Raw genomic sequence first — 20,645 nt, 5'->3', positions numbered from 1 at the left:
TAAATTGAAGTTTAAATTTATTGATAGTACGTTTGTGAGGGTCAATTCCCCCCACAAACGTACTGAAAAAGATGGGATTATTTCTTGTTGGCTACAGCTGCCTGCTCGATGGCAAGACCAGCCTTGTAGGTTTCGATGTACTTGTCGAAACCTGCTACGTCTTCTGCTGTAGGCGCGATTTCTACACCGGTGTTGCCGGCGAATACCTTCTGGTCGAGGTAATCAGCCAGGCTCAGCTTCTCAGCATTGTTGACGAGGTAGCCTGCGAGCAGGGCAATACCCCATGCACCACCTTCGCCTGCAGTCTCCATGACAGAGATAGGGGAGTTGATGGCTGCTGCAAGAATGCGCTGACCTACACCCTTGGTCTTGAACAAACCGCCATGACCGGTGATGCGGTCCACCTGTACCTTCTCATCCTTGAACAATACATCGTTACCAATCTTCAATACGGCTACTGAAGCGTAGAGGTTGGCGCGCATGAAATTGGCGAGGTTGAAGTGGTCGTTGGCAGAACGTACGAACATTGGGCGACCTTCTGCAAGACCTGTTACAGGCTCACCAGAGATGTAGTTGTAAGCAATCAGTCCGCCGCAGTCTGCATCGCCCTCGAGAGCGTGGTTGTAGAGCTTGCCGAACACTTCGTTCATATCTACAGGAACGCCGAGCAACTCCTGGTACTGCTTGAACAAGCCAACCCATGCATTGAGGTCGGAAGTACAGTTGTTGCAGTGAACCATGGCAACAGGACTGCCGTCTGGAGTTGTCACCATATCAATGACTTCGTAAGGTTGGCTCAAGGCTTTCTCCAATACAATCATTGAGAAAGAAGAAGTACCTGCACTTACGTTACCGGTGCGCTGACGTACGGCGTTGGTAGCTACCATGCCCGTACCAGCATCGCCCTCTGGAGGACAGAGAGGAGCACCAGCCTGGAGTGTGCCAGATGGGTCGAGCTTCTTCGCACCTTCCTCGGTCAGAACGCCTGCGTCTTCACCTGCGTTCAAAACCTCTGGGAGAATGTCGAGAATCTTCCAGCCCAGGTTCTTAGGCTCGATGAGCTTGTCGAACTTAGCCACCATCTCAGCATCGTAGTTGTTGGTGTTGGAATCGATAGGGAGCATACCTGATGCGTCGCCTACGCCCAGAACCTTCTTGCCTGTGAGCTGCCAGTGAATGTAACCGGCGAGCGTGGTGAGGAAGTCAATCTTGTTGATGTGCTCCTCACCGTTCAGGATAGCCTGGTAAACGTGAGAGATACTCCAACGCAATGGGATGTTGAAGTGGAAGAGCTCTGAAAGCTCGGCGGCTGCCTGGGCGGTGTTGGTATTGCGCCAGGTGCGGAAAGGAACGAGGATGTTCTCATCCTTGCCGAAAGCCATGTAGCCGTGCATCATCGCAGAGATACCGATGGCAGCCAACTGCTTGATTTCGCAGTCGTACTCTGCCTTCACGTTCTTGCGGAGGTCGGCGTAGCAATCCTGCAAACCCTTCCAGATGGTGTCGATGCTGTAAGTCCAGAGGCCATCAACCAACTGGTTTTCCCACTCAAAGCTACCCTGTGCGATAGGGTTGTTGTCGGTGTCAATCAAGACAGCCTTGATTCGGGTAGAGCCAAACTCGATACCGAGAATGGCCTTACCTGATTCTATAATAGTTTTTGCGCTCATTTCTTATATATATTAAAAATTATCGCAATGCCTTGTTGAGCATGTAATAAATCTCGTTGTTGCGGAGCTGCTGCTTGAAGCTGCTGATAGTTGTGTTCTTGTCGATGTTGACGAACTCAATACCCAGAATCTCGCAGAAGTCCTCCCAGTACTCAGCAGTGATGTCGTAAGAGAATGCACTGTGGTGAGTACCACCAGCAAGGATCCAGGCACCTGCACCAATCTCGAAGGTTGGCTGTGGAACCCAGAGAGCTGAAGCTACAGGGAGCTTAGGCATTGCCTTTGGCTCGATGCACTCTACCTCACTTGCGATGAGACGGAAACGGTTGCCGAGGTCAACTACTGTTGCCTTTACACCCTTGCCGGTCTTAGATGTGAATACGAGGCGAGCTGTCTGCTGCTTACGGATACCGATGCCGAGGAAGTGAACCTCGAGCTTTGGCTTGTCTGTAGCGATCAATGGGCAAACCTCGAGCATGTGGCTCTGGAGGCTAGATGTGCGGTCGGCAGCGAAGTTGAGTGTGTAGTCCTCGAGGAATGAGCAACCCTTCTCCAAGCCCTGGTTCATAACCCAGAGTGTGCGGTAGAGGCAAGCTGTCTTCCAGTCACCCTCTGCACCGAAACCGTAACCCTCTGCCATCAGGCGCTGTGAAGCCAAACCAGGAATCTGGTCGAAACCGCAGAAGTTAGGATCGTCGATGTCTGCATCGCCGAGGTCATCGAAGTTGGTTGTGAATGCTACTGCATTCTCATCCTTCAATACGCGACGGAGAGCAATCTCTGCCTTAGCTGCGTTCTTTACCTTCTCCCAGTAAACTTCCTCACCAGACTCATCAATCTTGATGGTATATTCCTTCTTGTACTCCTCAACGAGAGCATCAGCCTCTGCATCAGTTACCTTCTTGAAGTACTCCATGAGTGAAGATACTGGGTAGTAATCTACGTGGTAACCCATACGCTGCTCGAACTCTACGCGGTCGCCATCTGTTACGGCTACGTTGTTCATGTTCATACCGAACATGAGGCAGCGTACGTTGTGAGCATCAGCAACACCTGCAGCTACGCGAGCCCATGTTGCAATCTGCTTCTGAGCCTCTTCGCTCTTCCAGTAACCTACAACTACCTTTCTCGGGATGCGCATGCGGGTGCAGATGTGACCGAACTCGATGTCACCGTGAGCTGACTGGTTGAGGTTCATGAAGTCCATGTCGATAGAATCCCAAGGGAGTTCTGCGTTGTACTGAGTGTGGAAGTGGAGGAGAGGCTTCTCGAGAGCCTGCAAGCCCTTGATCCACATCTTAGCTGGTGAGAAGGTGTGCATCCATGTGATGATACCGACGCACTTAGCGTCGTTGTTGGCAGCCTTCATTACAGCCTCTACCTCTGCAGAAGAGTTAGCTGTGCCCTTGTAAACTACCTTGATTGGGATGATGCCACTGTTGTTCAGACCATCTACCATGTCCTTTGAGTGACCATCTACTATCTTAACTGTCTCGCCTCCGTAAAGAAGCTGTGCACCAGTTACAAACCATACCTCTAAATTCTCAAATGCTTTAATCATGATTGTTTGTTGTTTTTAATGTTGTTATTGAAAATCTTTTTTTTACTTCTTCTGTCAGCATCAATCTCATTCGGAGATTAGTGCTTCTTCTGTCCGTAGTAAGCGTTAGGACCGTGCTTGCGGTTGAAGTGCTTCTCTACGAGCAATGGGTTCATGGTGGTGTTTGGATTCACGCTGAAAGAGATGAACGCCATCTTTGCCACCTGCTCGGCTACCACTGCGTGATAAACTGCCTGGTCAGCATCCTTACCCCATGTGAAAGGACCGTGGTTCTTCACCAGTACGCCTGGAGTGTGAACCGGGTTGATGTTGTCCTTCTTGAATCTGTCAACGATTACTACACCTGTATTGTGCTCATACTCAGCCATCATATCCTCTGTCATTGCATCGGTGCAAGGAATGCAGTCGTGGAAATAGTCTGCGTGAGTAGTACCGATGTTAGGGATGTCCAATCCTGCCTGAGCCCAGGCTGTAGCGTAGGTAGAGTGGGTGTGAACCACGCCGCCCAACTCTGGGAATGCACGGTAGAGAACCAGGTGGGTAGGAGTATCTGAAGATGGATTCAGGTCGCCTTCAACAACCTTGCCGGTCTCCAGGTCAACTACCACCATGTCGCTAGCCTTCATGGTGTCATAGTCAACACCTGATGGCTTGATGACAACCAGACCCTTCTCGCGGTCGATTCCGCTTACATTTCCCCATGTAAAGAGCACGAGGTTGTGCTTCACCAGGTCAAGGTTTGCCTTGAACACTTTTTCTTTTAATTCTTCTAACATAATATATTTCGTTAAAGTTATTTGTTTCTATATTGGGAGTTCCTTCAGCAAAGGAACTGTTTGTTTTCTATTTCAAGTTGAACGATGGGTCTTCCTCGTATGCTTTCTTGTTGAAGCGGTAGAGGGCGGCGCCTCGTTTCGAAGTAACCTTGTCGATGAGTTCTGTCTTCTCGATAAAGTCAATATCCTTCACGCGCTTGCGGAAGTTGCGCTTGTCAATCTCTTCTCCCATCACAGCCTCGAACACGTGCTGAAGCTGAGTCAGCGTAAAGAGGTCGGGGAGGAGCTTGAAGCTCAGTGGCTCATGATTGATGCGACGGCGGATCTGACAGATGGCGTCGTGAATCATGGTGCGGTGGTCGGAATAGAGTTCTGGAAGTTCGTTCAGACTTACCCATTCCAGGCCGTGCTCGATGCGGAGACTATCATCGTAATCTACCACATTGATGAGGGCGCAATAGGCGATGGAGATGACTCGCTCACCTGGGTCACGGTCGATTCGGCCGAACGCACCCACTTGTCTAATATAGAGGTTCTTCATTCCAGTAAGATCCAGGATGACTCTGTTTGCAGCGTCCTCTAGATTTTCGTTGGCTCCAACGAAACCACCATAGAGTGACCATTCGCCGCGTCCCGGGTCCATTTTACGTTTGCCTATCAGAACTTGAAGGTTGTTGCCGTTAAATCCGAAGATAATGCAGTCCACGGAAACCAGAACTTTGGAGTATTCATTATAAAACTGCGTCATGGTCGTGTTGATTTTTGATGTTAAGATTCAATGAATTTGATTGATAGTTTTTTTTAGGGAAGTTGGGAGTCAGAAGGAGAAGAAAGGAACCTGCTAACTATTACACACTAAAGGAAAATTCCATCCTTTCAGCTTCTAACTCCTAACTTTTTCTATATTTTACCAGAAGTAAGCGTAGAATGCAGCGCAGAGGCCGATTACTACGATTGTACCAATGATATCGAACGCACCCCAGCTCTCACGGATAGACTTCTTGAAGTCGGATGTGAAGGTGATTGCCTCTACCTGCTCCTTGCTTGGGGCTGGAGTGAAGCAGCTCACTACTACCATGAAGATGATGAGGAAGACGAGCAGCCAGCACTCGAACACGAGCCAGTTGGTCTGCCAGAACCATGCTGTGTAATCCCAGAACGCACCATCCATTGTTGCCTTACCTGTATCAGTAATGACGTTGGTAACGAGGCGGAGCATACCGATGAGGAAACCGGTAATCATGGTGTATTCGCCTGCCTTTGGAGTAATCTTCTTGAAGAAAATACCCATCGCAAATACTGCTACCATGGCTGGAGCCAGGAGTGACTGGATTCCCTGGAGGTAGTTGTAAAGGGTGTCCATCTTCATCATGATTGGCAACCAGGCAAAACCGAGAACTACAACTACTACGGTAGCGATACGGCCAACGAGTACGTAGTGAGCCTCAGACATTCCCTTCTTCAATGGCTTGTAGAAGTCCTCGGTGAAGAGGGTAGCACAGCTGTTGAAGAATGCTGCCAATGAAGCAACGAGTGCGCAGATGAAACCGATGGTTACGATTCCCTTGATACCTGCAGGAAGTACGGTCTTTACCATGATGGCGAAGGCTGCATCAGTCTCGTTCATCTGGATTGCGCCCTTCTGAGCCAAAGCTGCTGCAATCATACCTGGAATGAGGAACATGAAGCAAGGGAGAACCTTAAAGAAACCGGCAGCGATAGTACCGCGGCGGGCACGCTTCATTACCTCTACGTTGCTTTCGCCAGGAACCTGACCGAGTACACGCTGAACGATGTGCTGGTCAGTACACCAGTACCAGAAACCAATGATGGTTGCACCGATGAATACTACGAAACCTGGATACTCCTGATACATTGAGTCACCTGCCTCCCAGTGGAACATGTGGGTTGTACCGTAGCCGTTGTTCAACTTGCCGCAGTAGTCCATCATATCTGCCCAACCTGCAGAGATGCTTCCACCGCCGAGGGTAGAGAGACCGAGGAAGAGCACGAGGAATGAACCGATGACGAGAATAGGAGTCTGGATGGTTGACAAGGTCATTACACCCTTCATACCACCGAATACGGTGAAGATGGTGGTGAGGATGATCAAACCGATAGCACCTACCCAGAAGTTCAAGCCCCAGAGATACTCGAAGAAAATACCACCTGTAAGTGCAGTAACGCTCACCTTGGTGAGGATGTAAGCTACGAGTGTGATGATTGAGAGCCATGAACCTGTGCGCTGAGTGTAGCGGAACTTCAGGAAGTCTGGCATGGTGATGATCTTACCCATCTTGTTGATGAGCAACTGATAGAAAGGTACGAACAACCAACCGAGGATGAGGATCATCCAACCCTGCATCTCCCAGTGAGCCATACCTACACCGCTCTTAGCGCCAGTACCAGCAAGACCCACAAGGTGCTCTGAACCGATGTTGGCTGCGAAGATAGCCATACCGATTACATACCATGGCTCGCCCTTACCGAAGAGGTAAGCAGAAGAGTCTTCGCCCTTCTGAGCCTTTCTGTCTTTCACAATCGCATGCCAGACTGCCCAGATAACGCCGATTACACCAATGGCGAGTACTGTCCAATCAAGCCATACGAATTCTGTTGAATTCCAATTCATAATTACTATAAGATCGTTTGTTTATTTATTATTGTTTATTCTTTCTTTTATAGGATGCTTAATCCTATGGAGTTCGGCGGATTTGTAATCCGCCGCTTTGCCATTCCTTACTTGGGTCTCGGTGGATTTGCAATCCGCCGCATAGCCATTCCTTACTTCTTAACGCTGAACTTGTAAGCGAGGTGAGAGTAGTATTTCTCTCCTGGCTTCAAGGTTGCATCTGTCCATCCCTTTACGCCCTGGGCTATCTTGGTAGGTGAATCTGGATACTTCTGGCTCTCGAAGCAGACGCTCACGTGCTTAGGATACTTGATTCCATGCTTGCAGGCAATACCTGTGCCCTGGAAGTTACCTGTATAAACCTGGATTCCTGGCTCATTGGTGAAGACTTCAAGGAGGATTCCGCTCTTTGGAGAGTAGAGGCTTGCGCAGACGGTCTTGTCGTCGCCCTTGCCATCCTTATAGGTGTTCAGACACCAGTTGTGGTCGTAACCTGTAGCGTTCTTGATCTGGTCGAAGCTGTAATCTACCTTCTTGCCAATCTCGGTAGGAGTGCGGAAGTCCATTGGAGTTCCTTCTACGTCCTTGATTTCACCTGTTGGAATATAGAGTGAATCTGCAGGTGTGAACTTATCAGCATTGATGTACATTACCTGGTCGAAACCTTCCTTAGAAGGATCGCCATTCAAGTTGAAGTAACTGTGGTTGGTCATATTAACCACGGTCTCCTTATCGGTTGTAGCACCAAACTCGATGTCGAGTGTATTGTTGCTCTTTACCGTATATTTTGCTGTTGCAGTAACATTGCCAGGGAAACCATTCTCGCCATCTTTTGCGTGGATAGTGAAGGTTACAGAAGAATCATTCTTCTCTGTAATGTCGTAAACCTGGTTCAACCAACCGGTAGCACCACCACCGTGAAGACAGTTGCCATTGTCGTTTGGCTTCAGATTATATGTTTTGCCTGCAAGAGTCAACTTGGAGTCCTTGATACGATTGGCGTAACGGCCAACTGATGATCCGTAATCAGAAGGAGAGTTGAGTGTGTCTGCATACTGGTGGATGTTGTCGTAGCCGAGCACTACATCTGTAGGCTTGCCATCCTTGTCAGGGACAGAGATGGAAACTACACGACCACCATAGTTGGTGAGGCAAACCTCCATGCCGTTGGCATTCTTGAGGGTAACTAACTCAGTCTTCTTGCCCAAAACAGTAGAATCGAAGTCTGCTGGATTCAAGCCTGACTGTGTTAAACTAGCATTGCTGCTTGAAGAACATGCTGAGAGGGTAGCGACTGCTGCGAAACCAACTCCCATAAAAAGGTTCTTTACGTTGTTCATTTCTAGGTTGCTTTTAATGTTGTTTACTAATTTTGGGTGTAAAATTACAATTTTATTTTGAAACCACAATACTTTTCCCAAACTTTTTTTCTTCTATAGTGTGTTTTTAACACTATTTGCATCAAAGCCCCCTCTTTTCTGCTCTTTTTCCCGTGTTTTTTGTCTTTTTCTGTGTTTTATGATGGAGTAGTGTAAAGATGTGGAATTTTATCAAAGATTCGTTTTATGATGGGTTCGTTTTATGATTGGGTTAGTTTATGATTCGGTCGTGTCATTAAGGTCTGGGTCATTAAGTGTCATTAAGCTTTTCCGGTCATTTCCGGTCAAGGTCATTTTCGGTCATTTTCATTTTTCAATCAATGGTTGATTTCCGCCCAAAAGCTCCAGGATCAGACGCCCTTGAAAGGGCAGAAGCTCCTAGCCCAGGGCAACGCCCTGGGTTACTGTGGATGCAAGCCTGTCGCCCTGAAAGGGCAAAAGCTTTCAAGTCAGGACAATATCTTATAACGAAAAAACTGCAGCTGGCAAACACCAACTGCAGTTCCTTTATATTATAATAATGTGTATCTATTAGCAAACCTTGTGAGAACCCTCAGAGATAACTACTGGGTAAACCTCAGGTGCGTGACCATACTTAGCTGTGAACTTAGCTGTAACATCCTCAACGAACTTGTCGTAGATATCGTCCTTAACCAAGTTGATGGTGCAGCCACCGAAGCCACCACCCATGATACGGCTACCGGTAACACCGTTCTCCTTGGCAACCTCATTCAAGAAGTCGAGCTCCTCGCAGCTTACCTCGTATTCCTTGCTCAAACCGTGGTGAGTCTCATACATCTTCTGACCTACAGTCTCGTAGTCACCCTTCTGAAGAGCATCGCAGACTGCCAATACGCGGTCCTTCTCGCCCAATACGAAGTGAGCGCGGCTGTAATCCTCTTCGCCTACCTCAGCGCGAACCTCTTCCAACTGCTCCCATGTGCAATCGCGGAGAGTCTCGAACTTAGCCTCTGGGTGCTTGGCAGCGATGTGCTTAACCACGTTCTCGCAAGAGTTGCGGCGGTCGTTGTATGGAGAACCAGCCAACTCGTGCTTAACCTTAGAGTTAACCAGGCAGAGCTTGTAACCCTTAGGCTCGAATGGGAAGTACTCGAACTCACGGCTGTTGCAGTCGAGACGCATCAACTTGCCCTCCTTGCCGAATACAGAAGCAAACTGGTCCATAATACCGCAGTTTACACCTACGTACTTGTGCTCAGTAGCCTGGCCAGCGAGAACGAGATCCCACTTAGAAACCTTGTTGTCACCGAAGAGATCGTTCAAAGCGAAAGCGAAGCAGCTCTCAAGAGCAGCAGAAGAAGACATACCTGCACCGAGAGGCACGTCGCCATAGAATGCAGCATTGAAGCCCTTTACATCAACACCCAGGGCCTTCATCTCCTGGCAGATACCGTAGATGTAGCGTGCCCATGATGCGCGAGGACCCTCTGGGTCGTTTACCTTGAACTCTACACGGTCCTTCAGGTCGATAGAGTAGAGCATCACTGTCTCTGTTCCGTTAGGACGGATCTCTGCCATAATACCCTTATCTACTGCACCTGGGAATACGAATCCACCATTATAATCTGTGTGCTCGCCAATCAGGTTAATACGACCTGGTGACATATAGATGTTACCTGTTTTGCCATCAAAGTGCTTGATGAAACGGCTTCTTACTTTTTCGATATCCATAATAGTTGTTGTTTAAAAAGTTATTGTTAAAGATTTGATTATAAACTAGTTATTCCCGGATAAATCAAGTTTTGCTTCACCCGGGAATAGATTTTTCCGGAATTTACTCTACAGGGATGTCCTTGTTGACATTCTTGCAACCTGCGAGCGCATAGAAAAGAATGTATGCGATCATGGCGATGATAACCCAGTAAGATGCGATAGGGCCAGCAGCCTTAGCAACTGCATCCTGGATGAGAGGCATTACACCACCACCAACTACCATCATCATGAAGATACCAGATGCCTGAGCAGTGTATTTGCCAAGACCCTCAACAGCAAGGTTGAAGATTCCACCCCACATGATAGAAGTACACAAACCGCAGATGGCGATGAGCACACACTTGGTAGGAATTGTAAATGCTACAATGCCAGTACCGTGGTCGTCGAGCTTGAGAAGGCTTGCAATCTCTGAATCACCTGCCAAAGAGAAGTTCAATGTGTTTGCCTCTGGCAAGAAGATGGCTGTGAGCAACAGGAGGATAGCTACTGTTGATACTACTGTCATCTGTGTCTTGGTAGAAACGGCACCGCTGATGAATGAGCTGAGGAATCGGCCGCACATCATAAGCAACCAGTAAACCGCTGCGAAAGCACCACCTACAGAAGCTGCACCTGTGAAGTCCATGCTACTGATGTAGAAGATAAGCTGAGCAGGAATACCAATCTCAACACCTACATAGAAGAAGATACCGATGACACCGAGTACGCAGTGACGGAAAGACCAAGGACTGTGGTCGTACTGCACGTTTTCCTTCTTGATGTTTGGCTCAGGAATAGCTACGAACCAGATGATGAAGAAGGCTGCGATGAATACTGCCATACCGATGAAGAGGAGAGGAGCAACGTCGCTCATACTGGTGTTGGCTGTAACAGTACCTACGAGCACACCTGCCAGCAATGGGGTAAGAGTACCACTCAATGAGTTCAATGTACCACCAATCTGAATGAGCTGGTTACCACGGTTACCACCGCCACCGAGCAAGTTCAACATTGGGTTTACCACCGTGTTAAGCATACATACGCAGAAACCGCAGATGAATGCACCCAACAGATAAATGATGAGGTTGAGGCAAACTGCGCCAGAGCTGAGTGTGAATACTGGGATGTCGTCACCGAAGATGCTTGATAAGTACTGGATCATCAAACCGATTGTACCGACTGCAAGTGCGATGAGAGCTGTTTTCTTGTAACCCTTGTTTTCGATCATCTTACCTGCAGGAATACCCATAAAGAGGTAAGCGGCGAAGTTCATGAAGTTACCCATCATGGCTGCCCAAGAGTACTTGAAGCCCCAGATGTTGCCAAAAGGTGCTCCCATGTTAGTTACGAACGAGATCATTGCAAAGATAAAACACATCGTGATGATTGCAATGACACGACCGTTGTTGTTTCCATTGTTTTGTTCCATTGTTTAAACTTGATAGTTGATATTGTTATTATTTAATGTTTATTCTAGTCAGAATTTTACCGCAAAAAGGAGTGGCTGCCTCGAAGTTCTCTTTCAGAGGCAGCAACTCCTATCTGATTATTAGTGATTTATCCTATTTCTCTACACCAAACTTGTAGATGGTCTTCTGGGAGTAGGTCTCACCTGGACACAATCTGCAGCTTGGGAAGTAAGGGTGGTTAGGTGTGTCTGGGAACTTCTGTGCCTCGAAGCATACTGCGCTGCGGCGTGGGAAGGTTGCACCATGCTGACCCTTGAAGTCTGCCAGGAAGTTACCTGTGTACATCTGCAGACCTGGCTCTGTGGTGTAAACCTCCATGGTGCGGCAGCTTACAGGATCCTTGATGCGAGCAGCAAAGCTCAACTCGCCCTCTTCCTTCTTGTTCAATACATAGTTATGGTCGTAACCAGAACCATTCTTAATCTGCTCATCATCTGCATCGATGTCCTGTCCGATTGGCTTTGGAGTGCGGAAATCGAATGGAGTACCCTCTACCTTCAAGATCTCACCTGTAGGGATAGATGTCTCATCTATAGGAAGATAGTAGTCTGCGTTAACCTGACAGATGATGTTGTCAACTGTTGGGGTAGGGTTAGCAATGCCCTGGATTGAGAAGAACGCATGGTGAGTGAGGTTGCAGATGGTCATCTTGTTGGTGGTTGCCTGATACTTGATGACGAACTCGTTGTCGTCTGTCAAGGTATAAGCCACCCAGACAGTCAATTCACCTGAGAAACCTTCCTCGCCGTATGGGCTGGTGTACTTCAGGACAACTGCGTTGTCGCTCATGCGAGTAGCATCCCAAACATGTGCGTGGAATCCAGTAGGACCTCCATGCAAGTGGTTCTTGCCATTGTTGCATGCTAACTGATACTCCTTGCCATGAAGAGTAAACTTACCCTCCTTAATACGGTTACCGTATCGACCGATGAGCGTGCTCAAGAAAGGCTCAGGTGAGTTGATGACGTCCTGGATGTTGTCGTGACCCTGAACGAGGTTGGCATAGTTGCCGTCCTTGTCTGGCATCATGATAGCTACAACAGCACCACCGTAGTTCGTCACAGCAACCTCGTTGCCCTGATTGTTTCTCAACACGAAGAGATCAGTCTTCTTTCCCTGTACTGTGGTCTGAAAATCTTCTCTTTTCAAACCACACTTGTTAACTGGTTCTGTATTCATAATATGTCATTTTTTTAGTTACTCTACTTTATGTTCTAAAGTAATCTACTGCAAAGTAACTAAAAAAAAATGAATGTGACAAATTATTTAGCAATTATTTGATTTAAAAAAACTAAAAATTTTCAGGAGAGCAAATCTGCCACTACATAACTTGAACCGCCAACGAAGACAAAATCGTCTTTTCCTGCATTTTTTAGAGCAGCGTTATATGCTTCTTTTACAGAATGATATAGACTTCCGTGTAAGCCAAGCTTTAATGCAAGTTCGCTCAGTTTCTCTACAGGGATGGCTCTTTTGGTAGAAGGCTGCGTCCAGTAGTATTTTACCCGGTTTTCCAGCATTTCCTTCAATAGTTGTAATACGTGCACCACATCTTTGTCATCCACCATGCCGAAAACGATGTGCTTGGTCTCGGCTTTTACGGAGTTGATCTGCGGTGCAAGGTAGTTCCAGCCGGCGAGATTATGGCCCGTATCGCAGATGGTGAGGGGAGCATCATTGAGCTTTTCCCATCTTCCGCGCAGACCAGTCAGTTCGCATACGTGGGCGAATCCTTCACGGATGGCTTCATCACTGATGGCGAGTTTCTGGCGCAGTATATGAAGTGCAGTCAGGATTGTCTTCTTGTTGCGCTCCTGATAGGAACCTTTGAGTTCCATGTCCACATCGCAGGTTTCGCTGTTTTCCAGATGATCTGCGTCGAAGTCCTGGGCAAAGAGGATAGGAGCATTCTCAGCCTTCGCCTTGTTCTCGAATACAGGTCGGGTTTCCGGGAGGTATTCTCCAATGACTACCGGAACGCCAGGCTTGATGATTCCTGCCTTTTCACCGGCAATCTCGGCAAGGGTGTTGCCCAGGAACTGGGTGTGGTCGAAGCTGATGTTGGTGATGATGGAAAGGATTGGGGTGATGATGTTGGTGCAGTCGAGTCTTCCGCCCAGTCCCACTTCGATGACTGCATAATCCACCTTCTGCTCTGCGAAGTATTTCAGTGCCATGGCAGTGGTGAGTTCAAAGAAGGATGGATGAAGTGGTTCGAAGAAAGCACGGTTCTCTTCAACGAAATCAATGACATACTGCTCCGGAACGCATTCGCCGTTCACTCGGATACGTTCTCTGAAATCTACCAGATGGGGAGAAGTGTAGAGGCCTACCTTGTAACCCTGACTTTGGAGAATGGCAGCAAGGGTATGGGAGCTGGATCCTTTGCCGTTGGTTCCGGCAATGTGAATGGTCTTGTACTTCTGATGAGGATGACCAAAGTGTTCATCCAGGGCGAATGTCGTCTGCAAGCCTGGCTTGTAAGCCTTCGCTCCGATTTTCTCAAAGACAGGAGTACTATTGAAGAGATATTCTGTTGTTTCTTGATAATTCATTTTCTCTATATATATAATAATGTGTATAAACAAAAAGAGGCAATCCCAACACCGGCGTCAGCCAATGATGAGATTGCCAGTAATCTTTTGTTTGTCTAGAAAGATATTGTTCTCTAGAAATCACTTTCTCCTCATGATGGGAGAGAGTTATTTATTGAAGAGATTCTTGATGCTGTCGAAGAGAGACTTCTTGGTAGCCTTGTCGGCCTGGAAGTTCTCGCACTCCTTGAACTTCTTCACCAGTTCCTTCTCCTCCTTGTTCAGCGTCTTAGGAATATAGACAGTGATGTTCACGATGATGTCTCCTTTTCCGTAACCGTATCCCTGGATGGCTGGCATTCCCTTGCCACGAAGGCGAACCTGTTTGCCCGGCTGGGTGCCCGGTTCAATCTTGATGGTGGTCTTTCCCTCCAATGTAGGGATTTCTACCTCACCACCGAGAACGGCTGTAGAGAAGTCGAGTACGAGATTGTAGTAGAGATCCTTGTCCTTACGCTCAAAGTTCTCACTCTTTTCTACACGTACAATCACCTGAAGATCGCCGTTTACACCATTGTGCTTACCGGCGCCTCCCTTTCCAGGAACTGTTACAACCATTCCATCATCAACGCCAGCAGGGATGTTGATTTCTACAACCTCCTCGCCAGTTACGATTCCGTCGCCGCCGCAAGCCTTACACTTGTTCTTGATAATGTGACCTTCGCCGCCGCAAGTAGGGCAGGCAGCCTGGGTCTGCATCGTACCGAACATAGAGCGGACAGTGCGAACGGTGTAACCTGTTCCGTGACAGGTAGGGCAGGTCTCAGGCTGAGAACCACTTTCGCATCCTGTACCGTGGCAAGAAGAACATGGTACGTCCTTGCGAATCTTGAACTTCTTGGTGCAACCTGCGTAAGCCTCTTCCAAAGTAAGCTTAGCCTGTACGCGCAAGTCTCTACCCTGATACTGCTGTGGCTGGGCACTTCCGCCAAATCCGCCGAAACCGCCACCGAATCCACCGTGACCGCCGAAGATGTCGCCAAACATCGAGAAGATGTCGTTCATGTCCATGCCTGCGCCACCGCCGAAACCGCCAAATCCTCCCTGAGGACCGTTGAATCCAAACTGATCGTACTGCTGGCGCTTCTGAGGGTCGTGAAGAACCTCGTATGCTTCGGCAGCTTCCTTGAATTTTTCCTCAGCCTCCTTGTTGCCAGGGTTGCGGTCTGGATGATATTTGATGGCTATCTTGCGGTAAGCCTTCTTAATTTCGTCTTCTGATGCCTGCTTATCTACGCCCAGCACCTCGTAATAGTCTCTCTTTGCCATTTTCTCTATATTTTTATTGACCTACTGCTACTTTAGCGTGACGAATCACCTTGTCGTTGAGGGTGTAACCAGTCTGTACGCAGTCGATTACCTTACCCTTCTTGTCATCGCCCATTCCTGGTACCATAGCGATTGCCTCGTGGAAATCTACATCGAAATCCTTGTCTGCAGTCTCAATCTTCTTCACGCCGAGACCTTCGAGTGTCTTGATGAACTTGTTGAAAATCATCTGTACACCTTCCTTGATAGCCTTAGGATCTTCGCTCTTGTCGGCGAGTGCGCGCTCAAAGTCGTCGAGGACAGGAAGGATGGCAGAGATGGTCTTCTCGCCACCATTGAGAATCAGTTCTGTCTTCTCCTTCATGGTGCGCTTGCGGTAGTTCTCAAACTCGGCAGTCTTGTAAAGCAAAGCCTTCTTGAGCTCTTCTACTTCCTGCTGAGCCTTCTTCAGAGGGTCAACTTCTGCCTTGTCTGCCTCATTGTCAGTATTCTCTGTCTGATTGTCAGCATCTGCCGACTTTGTGTCAGTCTTTTCCGCATTCTGCTCATCAGTCTTATTCTCTACGTTATCGTTATTCTGGGTAGCGTTCTGTTCTGCATTCTCATTGAGAACCTGCTCCTTTGCGTTACCGTCCTCTATATTAATTTTCTTTTCTTTTGACATAGCCTTAAATTTTTTAAACATGATTATTCTTTTATTGGTTGTTTTGACAAAAAGTGTGCCAACTCGATTCTCATCGAATTGGCACTTGTATAAAACTAAATGAATTAATATGTTTTTCTATTATTATTGTACTCCGTACATTTTAGCCTTCTGCTCCTTGATAGCCTCATCGTAGATGTACTCATCATAAGACATCAGCTTGTCGATGGTTCCAGAAGGAGTGAGCTCAATGATACGGTTTGCCACGGTGTTGATGAACTCGTGGTCGTGGCTGGCGAAGAGTACATTACCCTTGAATGCTACCAGGTTGTTGTTGAATGCCTGGATACTCTCCAAGTCCAAGTGGTTGGTTGGAGTATCGAGAATCAGACAGTTGGCGTTCTGCAACTGCATGCGGGCAATCATACATCTCATCTTCTCACCTCCTGAGAGCACGTTCACCTTCTTCAGTACTTCCTCACCGCTGAAGAGCATTCTACCTAAGTAACCCTTCATGGCCACCTCGTTGCCTGGACCATACTGGCTCAACCAATCTACGAGGTTCATGTCGCTCTGGAAGAACTCTGTATTGTCGAGTGGGAGATAGGCTGTTGTGATGGTAATACCCCACTTATATTCACCTGCGTCAGCCTTGCGGTTGCCGTTGATGATCTCGAAGAGGGCTGTCATCGCCTTAGGGTTGTGAGAGAGGAATACTACCTTCTCACCCTTCTCGATATTGAAGTTTACATTGTCGAAGAGAACTGTTCCGTCCTCATCGCAAGCCTTCAGACCTTCAACCTCCAGGATCTGATTACCTGGTTCACGATCCATCTGGAAGATGATGCCTGGGTACTTACGGCTAGATGGGCGGATTTCCTCAACATTCAGCTTCTCCAACATCTTCTTGCGGGATGTGGTCTGCTTACTCTTAGCCACATTGGCAGAGAATCGGCGGATGAACTCCTCCAGCTGCTTCTTCTTCTCCTCGGCCTTCATCTTCTGGTTCTGAGCCTGACGGAGAGCCAACTGAGAACTCTCGTACCAGAAAGAGTAGTTACCGGCAAACATAGTTACCTTGCCAAAGTCAATATCCACGGTCTGTGTGCTGACAGCATCGAGGAAGTGACGGTCGTGAGAAACCACGAGAACAGTCTGCTCGATGTTGCTGAGGTATTCCTCCAGCCACTCTACTGTGTCGAGGTCGAGGTCGTTGGTAGGCTCATCGAGGAGGAGGTTGTCTGGGTTACCGAAGAGAGCCTTCGCCAACATCACGCGCACCTTCTCTGTGTTGGAAAGCTCACCTACGAGCTTGTCGTGGCGATCTTCCTTTACGCCAAGGTTCTGAAGCAACTGGGCAGCATTGCTCTCAGCCTCCCAACCGTTCATCTCGGCAAACTTAAGCTCCAATTCTGCTGCGAGGTTACCATCCTCTTCAGTCATCTCTGGCTTAGAGTAGAGTCGCTCGCGCTCCTTCATGTTTTCCCACAAAGGCTGATGACCCATCAGAACGGTGTCCATCACGCGGAACTCGTCATACTTGAAGTGGTCCTGCTCCAAAACGGAAAGGCGCTCGCCTGGTCCCATCTCCACAGTTCCCTTGTTTGGCTCCAGGTCGCCGCTGATGGCACGGAGCAGGGTAGACTTACCGGCACCGTTGGCACCGATTACGCCGTAAATATTACCATGTGTGAACTTGAGGTTTACATCTTTGTAAAGCACTCGCTTACCGAATTGAATTGCAAGATTTGTTACTGTAATCATTCCTTATTTCTAAATATCTTTTTATCTGATTTTATCTTTATTTGGGTGCAAAGGTACGAAAAATTATTTGTATATCAATGTTTTATTGGCAAAAGTTACTAATTTTTAGTTAAAAACTGGTCTCCTCTTTGTTATTTTGCAGAAAAGTCTTACTTTTGTAGGCTGAATTGGCGCCAATAGGGGCTGATTCTTCGGTTTGAGTGTTAAGAACAAAAGATGAATCCAAAACACGAAATTGGTTTTAGAACATGAGACAACAAAATAGAAAAGGAAATTTTAGTAAGCACACCAACAATGCCTATGGCTACGGAAATCCCAATGAATACGACCACTACAAGGTGGAAAAGCCTGCTCAGTTGTTGGAATGGCTGATGGAAAACGTGAAAGGTCCTAGCAAGACCAAGGTGAAGCAGACTCTGCAGGGTAGGGGAATCAAGGTGGATGGCAAAACCATCACCCAATTTGACTATGCCCTGAAACCTGGTATGAAGGTAAGCGTGAGCAAGACCAAGAAGAACCAGGATGTCTTCAAGAGCCGTTATCTTAAGATAGTCTATGAGGATCGTTATCTCATCGTCATTGAAAAGAACGTAGGCATTCTCAGTATGGCTGCCGGTCATTCTACTCTGAATGTAAAGAGCGTATTGGATGATTACTTCCACAAGACCCGTCAGAACTGTCAGGCTCACGTGGTGCACCGCCTTGACCGAGATACTTCGGGCTTGATGATTTACGCCAAGGACAAGCAGACTGAACTTGCCCTGGAAGACGACTGGCACCATAATGTATATGACCGCCGATACGTGGCGCTGGTTTCTGGAGAGATGGAGGAAGATGAAGGTACGGTTGCCAACTGGTTGAAGGACAACAAGGCGTACATTACCTTTGCCAGCGATACTGGCAATGGTGGCAAGTATGCTGTTACCCATTTTCATACCCTGCAGCGAACCACAGCGCATTCTCTGGTAGAGTATAAGTTGGAAACAGGCCGCAAGAACCAGATTCGTGTTCATACAGCCGATATGGGTCATCCTGTATGTGGAGACATCAAGTATGGTAATGGTGATGATCCATGCGGTCGCCTTTGCCTGCACGCCTATGTTCTCTGCTTCTATCATCCGGTAACCCATCAGCCAATGGAATTCGAGACTCCGATTCCAAATGAATTCGTCAGAGCGATGAAGGAAGATAACAGACCATTCGATGAAAGAGGAAGAAATCCTAAGGAGGCAAACCGCAAGCCATTCAGAAAGGAGGGACGAAATGGATAATAATTTCCTTTATTATGCTTTTGCCCTGGTGGCGCTGGTTGTTGGTCTCTTTACCCTGAAGAAGGTTGCAACCTGTTTGGTCAAGACGGTGGTGGGAGTTATTCTCGTAGCTGTTCTTGCAGCCATCTATTGGCTTTATTTATCTTAAGCTATTGGCTTTAATTTTTCTTAAGCATCAGACCATTTCATAAAAAATAGTCCGGTAAGAATCAAGCTTTCGCTTGCCTTACCGGACTTTACGTTATCTTTTTACCTTCTAATAATACCTATTTATATTGTCTTTTCAATTGGTATTGTTTTTCTGTTCAAAAATTAGAGGATAGTCTTCACAGCCTCCAACATACCCTTCTCCTGAATGAGGTCGAGATCCTTCTTAACCAACTCTGTCAAGCCAGGAACAGTCTCGTTCAAGTTCTCATGCCAGATGTAGTCGAAGCCGAGTACGCCCTCTGCTACCTTCTGGGTGTCGCCAGTAGCCCAAAGCTCTGTCAGCTTGTCCATGATCTTCTGGTCGTCGTTTGGCTGGATAGGAGCACCATCCTCACGAACTCCACCCTTGTAGTAAGTGATGATGGCAGCAAGACCGAATACCAATCCCTGTGGCAACTCACCCTTACGCTCCAAGTAGATCTTCACGCCTGGGAGGTCGCGAGTCTCGAATTTAGGGAATGAATTCAGCATGATGCTGGTTACCTGGTGGTCAACGAATGGGTTCTCGAAACGCTCCAATACGTCAGAAGCGAACTTCTGAAGCTCGTCCATAGGGAGGTTCAATGTCTGCATCAACTCTTCGAACTGTACCTTGTGGATGTACTTGCCCAATACAGGGTGCTCGCAAGCATCGCGAACGATGTTCACACCGCTGAGGTATGTAACAGGACTCAATACTGTGTGAGGGCCATTCAGCAAAGTAACCTTACGCTCGTGGTATGGCTTCTCGTTGTCTGTGATGAGAACGTGGAGACCAGCCTTGTGGGCAGGGAACTCTTCCTGCATCTGCTCTACGGTCATGTTCTCTGCTTTCTCGATAACCCAGAGGTGGAAGCTCTCAGCCTTTACTACGAGGTTATCCTTGTAGCAAACCTTCTGCTGGATTTCCTTGATGGTGTCGCGTGGGAAGCCAGGAACGATGCGGTCAACGAGGGTAGCGCAAACGTAGCAGTGGTTGGTAAACCACTCCTTGAAGCCTTCGTAGTCAGCACCCATATCTTCCTTCCAAAGCTCGATATACTGGTAGATGCACTCCTTCAAGTGGTGACCGTTCAAGAAGATCAACTCGCAAGGCATCAGGATCATACCCTTGGTAGGATCGCCCTCGAAGAACTTGTAACGGTGGAACAGCAACTGAACCAACTTGCCTGGGTAAGAAGCTGCAGGAGCATCTGTGAACTTGCAAGAATCATCGAACGCAATACCTGCCTCTGTTGTGTTAGAGATGATGAAACGCATTTCTGGCTGCTCTGCCAAAGCCATGAAAGCCTGGTTCTGAGAATATGGATTCAATGCACGGCTGATTACGTCGATACGCTCCAATGTATTGATAGCCTGGCCGTTCTCCTTACCCTGAAGGTTAACATGATAGAGGCAGTCCTGACCATTCAACCAATCTACCATACCGCCAGCCAATGGCTGAACGACAACGACAGAACCATTGAAGTCGGTTTTCTTATTCATATTCCATACAATCCAATCTACGAATGCACGGAGGAAGTTACCTTCACCAAACTGAATGATTTTCTCTGGCGCTACGCTCTTAGGAGCAGTGCGCTTGTTCAATGCTTTAAGCTCTTTCATGATCTGTTTATATTGTTTGTTATTTGTTTTATTCGTTAGTTTCATAATAGAATATCATCTATTTCTTTCTCGATACCTATATCTTTCTGAAAAGGAATTTGAACCTAATT

The 20,645-nt window shown here is 47.6% G+C and carries 16 protein-coding genes and 1 pseudogene; 3 read left to right on the top strand and 14 right to left on the bottom strand.

Going from position 1 to position 20,645, the window contains the following annotated elements; all coding sequences use genetic code 11:
* Positions 1-77: 77 nt before the first annotated feature.
* The 5 genes from DXD25_RS09895 to DXD25_RS09875 all read right to left on the bottom strand — a co-directional run bounded on the left by DXD25_RS09895 (position 78) and on the right by DXD25_RS09875 (position 6,639).
* Positions 78-1,670: a xylulokinase gene (locus DXD25_RS09895; protein ID WP_117663353.1), complete on the bottom strand. Its 1,593-nt coding sequence runs from the start codon at positions 1,668-1,670 to the stop codon at positions 78-80.
* A 19-nt stretch (positions 1,671-1,689) separates the two neighbouring features.
* Positions 1,690-3,231 carry an L-arabinose isomerase gene (gene araA, locus DXD25_RS09890; protein WP_117663352.1) on the bottom strand — a complete coding sequence of 514 codons (1,542 nt, stop codon included), beginning with the start codon at positions 3,229-3,231 and terminating at the stop codon, positions 1,690-1,692.
* A gap of 77 nt (positions 3,232-3,308) precedes the next feature.
* Entirely contained in the window at positions 3,309-4,007 is a 699-nt protein-coding gene (locus DXD25_RS09885; RefSeq protein WP_006846778.1) for an L-ribulose-5-phosphate 4-epimerase, read from the bottom strand.
* A gap of 67 nt (positions 4,008-4,074) precedes the next feature.
* Positions 4,075-4,755, bottom strand: a complete 681-nt coding sequence (locus tag DXD25_RS09880) for an NUDIX domain-containing protein (RefSeq protein WP_117663351.1) — start codon at positions 4,753-4,755, stop codon at positions 4,075-4,077.
* A 159-nt stretch (positions 4,756-4,914) separates the two neighbouring features.
* Positions 4,915-6,639, bottom strand: a complete 1,725-nt coding sequence (locus DXD25_RS09875) for a sodium:solute symporter (RefSeq protein ID WP_117663350.1) — start codon at positions 6,637-6,639, stop codon at positions 4,915-4,917.
* A 54-nt stretch (positions 6,640-6,693) separates the two neighbouring features.
* Between DXD25_RS09875 and DXD25_RS17465 the strand changes: the two genes are divergently transcribed.
* Positions 6,694-6,816 (top strand): hypothetical protein, encoded by a 123-nt coding sequence (locus DXD25_RS17465; RefSeq protein WP_255415691.1) that lies wholly within the window; start codon positions 6,694-6,696, stop codon positions 6,814-6,816.
* Here the strand turns inward: DXD25_RS17465 and DXD25_RS09870 are convergent.
* The 8 genes from DXD25_RS09870 to DXD25_RS09835 form a co-directional block, all read right to left on the bottom strand.
* On the bottom strand, positions 6,792-7,979 hold the full coding sequence (locus DXD25_RS09870; protein ID WP_117663349.1) for an aldose epimerase family protein: 1,188 nt from the start codon (positions 7,977-7,979) through the stop codon (positions 6,792-6,794). The genes DXD25_RS17465 and DXD25_RS09870 overlap by 25 nt on opposite strands.
* A gap of 570 nt (positions 7,980-8,549) precedes the next feature.
* Positions 8,550-9,710 carry a galactokinase gene (gene galK, locus DXD25_RS09865; RefSeq protein WP_117663348.1) on the bottom strand — a complete coding sequence of 387 codons (1,161 nt, stop codon included), beginning with the start codon at positions 9,708-9,710 and terminating at the stop codon, positions 8,550-8,552.
* A gap of 103 nt (positions 9,711-9,813) precedes the next feature.
* On the bottom strand, positions 9,814-11,160 hold the full coding sequence (locus DXD25_RS09860) for an MFS transporter (protein WP_117663347.1): 1,347 nt from the start codon (positions 11,158-11,160) through the stop codon (positions 9,814-9,816).
* 133 nt (positions 11,161-11,293) lie between these two features.
* Positions 11,294-12,379: an aldose epimerase family protein gene (locus DXD25_RS09855; RefSeq protein ID WP_370453415.1), complete on the bottom strand. Its 1,086-nt coding sequence runs from the start codon at positions 12,377-12,379 to the stop codon at positions 11,294-11,296.
* Between the two features lie 122 nt (positions 12,380-12,501).
* Positions 12,502-13,755 carry a folylpolyglutamate synthase/dihydrofolate synthase family protein gene (locus DXD25_RS09850; protein WP_117663345.1) on the bottom strand — a complete coding sequence of 418 codons (1,254 nt, stop codon included), beginning with the start codon at positions 13,753-13,755 and terminating at the stop codon, positions 12,502-12,504.
* A gap of 147 nt (positions 13,756-13,902) precedes the next feature.
* Positions 13,903-15,063, bottom strand: coding sequence for a molecular chaperone DnaJ (gene dnaJ, locus DXD25_RS09845; RefSeq protein WP_117663344.1), 1,161 nt, complete (start codon positions 15,061-15,063; stop codon positions 13,903-13,905).
* 13 nt (positions 15,064-15,076) lie between these two features.
* Positions 15,077-15,727 (bottom strand): nucleotide exchange factor GrpE, encoded by a 651-nt coding sequence (locus DXD25_RS09840; RefSeq protein WP_117663343.1) that lies wholly within the window; start codon positions 15,725-15,727, stop codon positions 15,077-15,079.
* A 123-nt stretch (positions 15,728-15,850) separates the two neighbouring features.
* Positions 15,851-17,470, bottom strand: a complete 1,620-nt coding sequence (locus DXD25_RS09835) for an ABC-F family ATP-binding cassette domain-containing protein (RefSeq protein ID WP_089542626.1) — start codon at positions 17,468-17,470, stop codon at positions 15,851-15,853.
* 248 nt (positions 17,471-17,718) lie between these two features.
* Here DXD25_RS09835 and DXD25_RS09830 point away from each other — a divergent pair.
* Positions 17,719-18,654, top strand: a pseudogene (locus DXD25_RS09830) (RluA family pseudouridine synthase); the annotation flags it as partial.
* Positions 18,655-18,733: 79 nt separating this feature from the next.
* Positions 18,734-18,889 carry a sulfate transporter gene (locus tag DXD25_RS09825; protein WP_117663342.1) on the top strand — a complete coding sequence of 52 codons (156 nt, stop codon included), beginning with the start codon at positions 18,734-18,736 and terminating at the stop codon, positions 18,887-18,889.
* A gap of 164 nt (positions 18,890-19,053) precedes the next feature.
* On the opposite strand, the gene DXD25_RS09820 is transcribed toward DXD25_RS09825, so the two are convergent.
* Positions 19,054-20,535 (bottom strand): tagaturonate reductase, encoded by a 1,482-nt coding sequence (locus DXD25_RS09820; protein WP_117663341.1) that lies wholly within the window; start codon positions 20,533-20,535, stop codon positions 19,054-19,056.
* Positions 20,536-20,645: the final 110 nt, after the last annotated feature.

Origin of the sequence: Prevotella sp. TF12-30 (assembly GCF_003436715.1) — a bacterium.
Taxonomy (GTDB): Bacteria; Bacteroidota; Bacteroidia; order Bacteroidales; family Bacteroidaceae; genus Prevotella; species Prevotella copri_A.
This window is presented reverse-complemented; position numbering and strand designations above follow the sequence as displayed.

Excerpts from the sequence above, each read along its gene's own strand:
- DXD25_RS09855 (WP_370453415.1), bottom strand. The coding sequence starts at position 12,379 with ATGAATACAGAACCAGTTAACAAGTGTGGTTTGAAAAGAGAAGATTTT.
- DXD25_RS09870 (WP_117663349.1), bottom strand. The coding sequence starts at position 7,979 with ATGAACAACGTAAAGAACCTTTTTATGGGAGTTGGTTTCGCAGCAGTC.
- dnaJ (WP_117663344.1), bottom strand. The coding sequence starts at position 15,063 with ATGGCAAAGAGAGACTATTACGAGGTGCTGGGCGTAGATAAGCAGGCA.
- DXD25_RS09835 (WP_089542626.1), bottom strand. The coding sequence starts at position 17,470 with ATGATTACAGTAACAAATCTTGCAATTCAATTCGGTAAGCGAGTGCTT.
- DXD25_RS09875 (WP_117663350.1), bottom strand. The coding sequence starts at position 6,639 with ATGAATTGGAATTCAACAGAATTCGTATGGCTTGATTGGACAGTACTC.
- DXD25_RS09840 (WP_117663343.1), bottom strand. The coding sequence starts at position 15,727 with ATGTCAAAAGAAAAGAAAATTAATATAGAGGACGGTAACGCAAAGGAG.
- DXD25_RS09885 (WP_006846778.1), bottom strand. The coding sequence starts at position 4,007 with ATGTTAGAAGAATTAAAAGAAAAAGTGTTCAAGGCAAACCTTGACCTG.
- DXD25_RS09820 (WP_117663341.1), bottom strand. The coding sequence starts at position 20,535 with ATGAAAGAGCTTAAAGCATTGAACAAGCGCACTGCTCCTAAGAGCGTA.
- DXD25_RS09850 (WP_117663345.1), bottom strand. The coding sequence starts at position 13,755 with ATGAATTATCAAGAAACAACAGAATATCTCTTCAATAGTACTCCTGTC.
- DXD25_RS17465 (WP_255415691.1), top strand. The coding sequence starts at position 6,694 with ATGCTTAATCCTATGGAGTTCGGCGGATTTGTAATCCGCCGCTTTGCC.
- galK (WP_117663348.1), bottom strand. The coding sequence starts at position 9,710 with ATGGATATCGAAAAAGTAAGAAGCCGTTTCATCAAGCACTTTGATGGC.
- DXD25_RS09860 (WP_117663347.1), bottom strand. The coding sequence starts at position 11,160 with ATGGAACAAAACAATGGAAACAACAACGGTCGTGTCATTGCAATCATC.
- DXD25_RS09880 (WP_117663351.1), bottom strand. The coding sequence starts at position 4,755 with ATGACGCAGTTTTATAATGAATACTCCAAAGTTCTGGTTTCCGTGGAC.
- araA (WP_117663352.1), bottom strand. The coding sequence starts at position 3,231 with ATGATTAAAGCATTTGAGAATTTAGAGGTATGGTTTGTAACTGGTGCA.
- DXD25_RS09895 (WP_117663353.1), bottom strand. The coding sequence starts at position 1,670 with ATGAGCGCAAAAACTATTATAGAATCAGGTAAGGCCATTCTCGGTATC.
- DXD25_RS09825 (WP_117663342.1), top strand. The coding sequence starts at position 18,734 with ATGGATAATAATTTCCTTTATTATGCTTTTGCCCTGGTGGCGCTGGTT.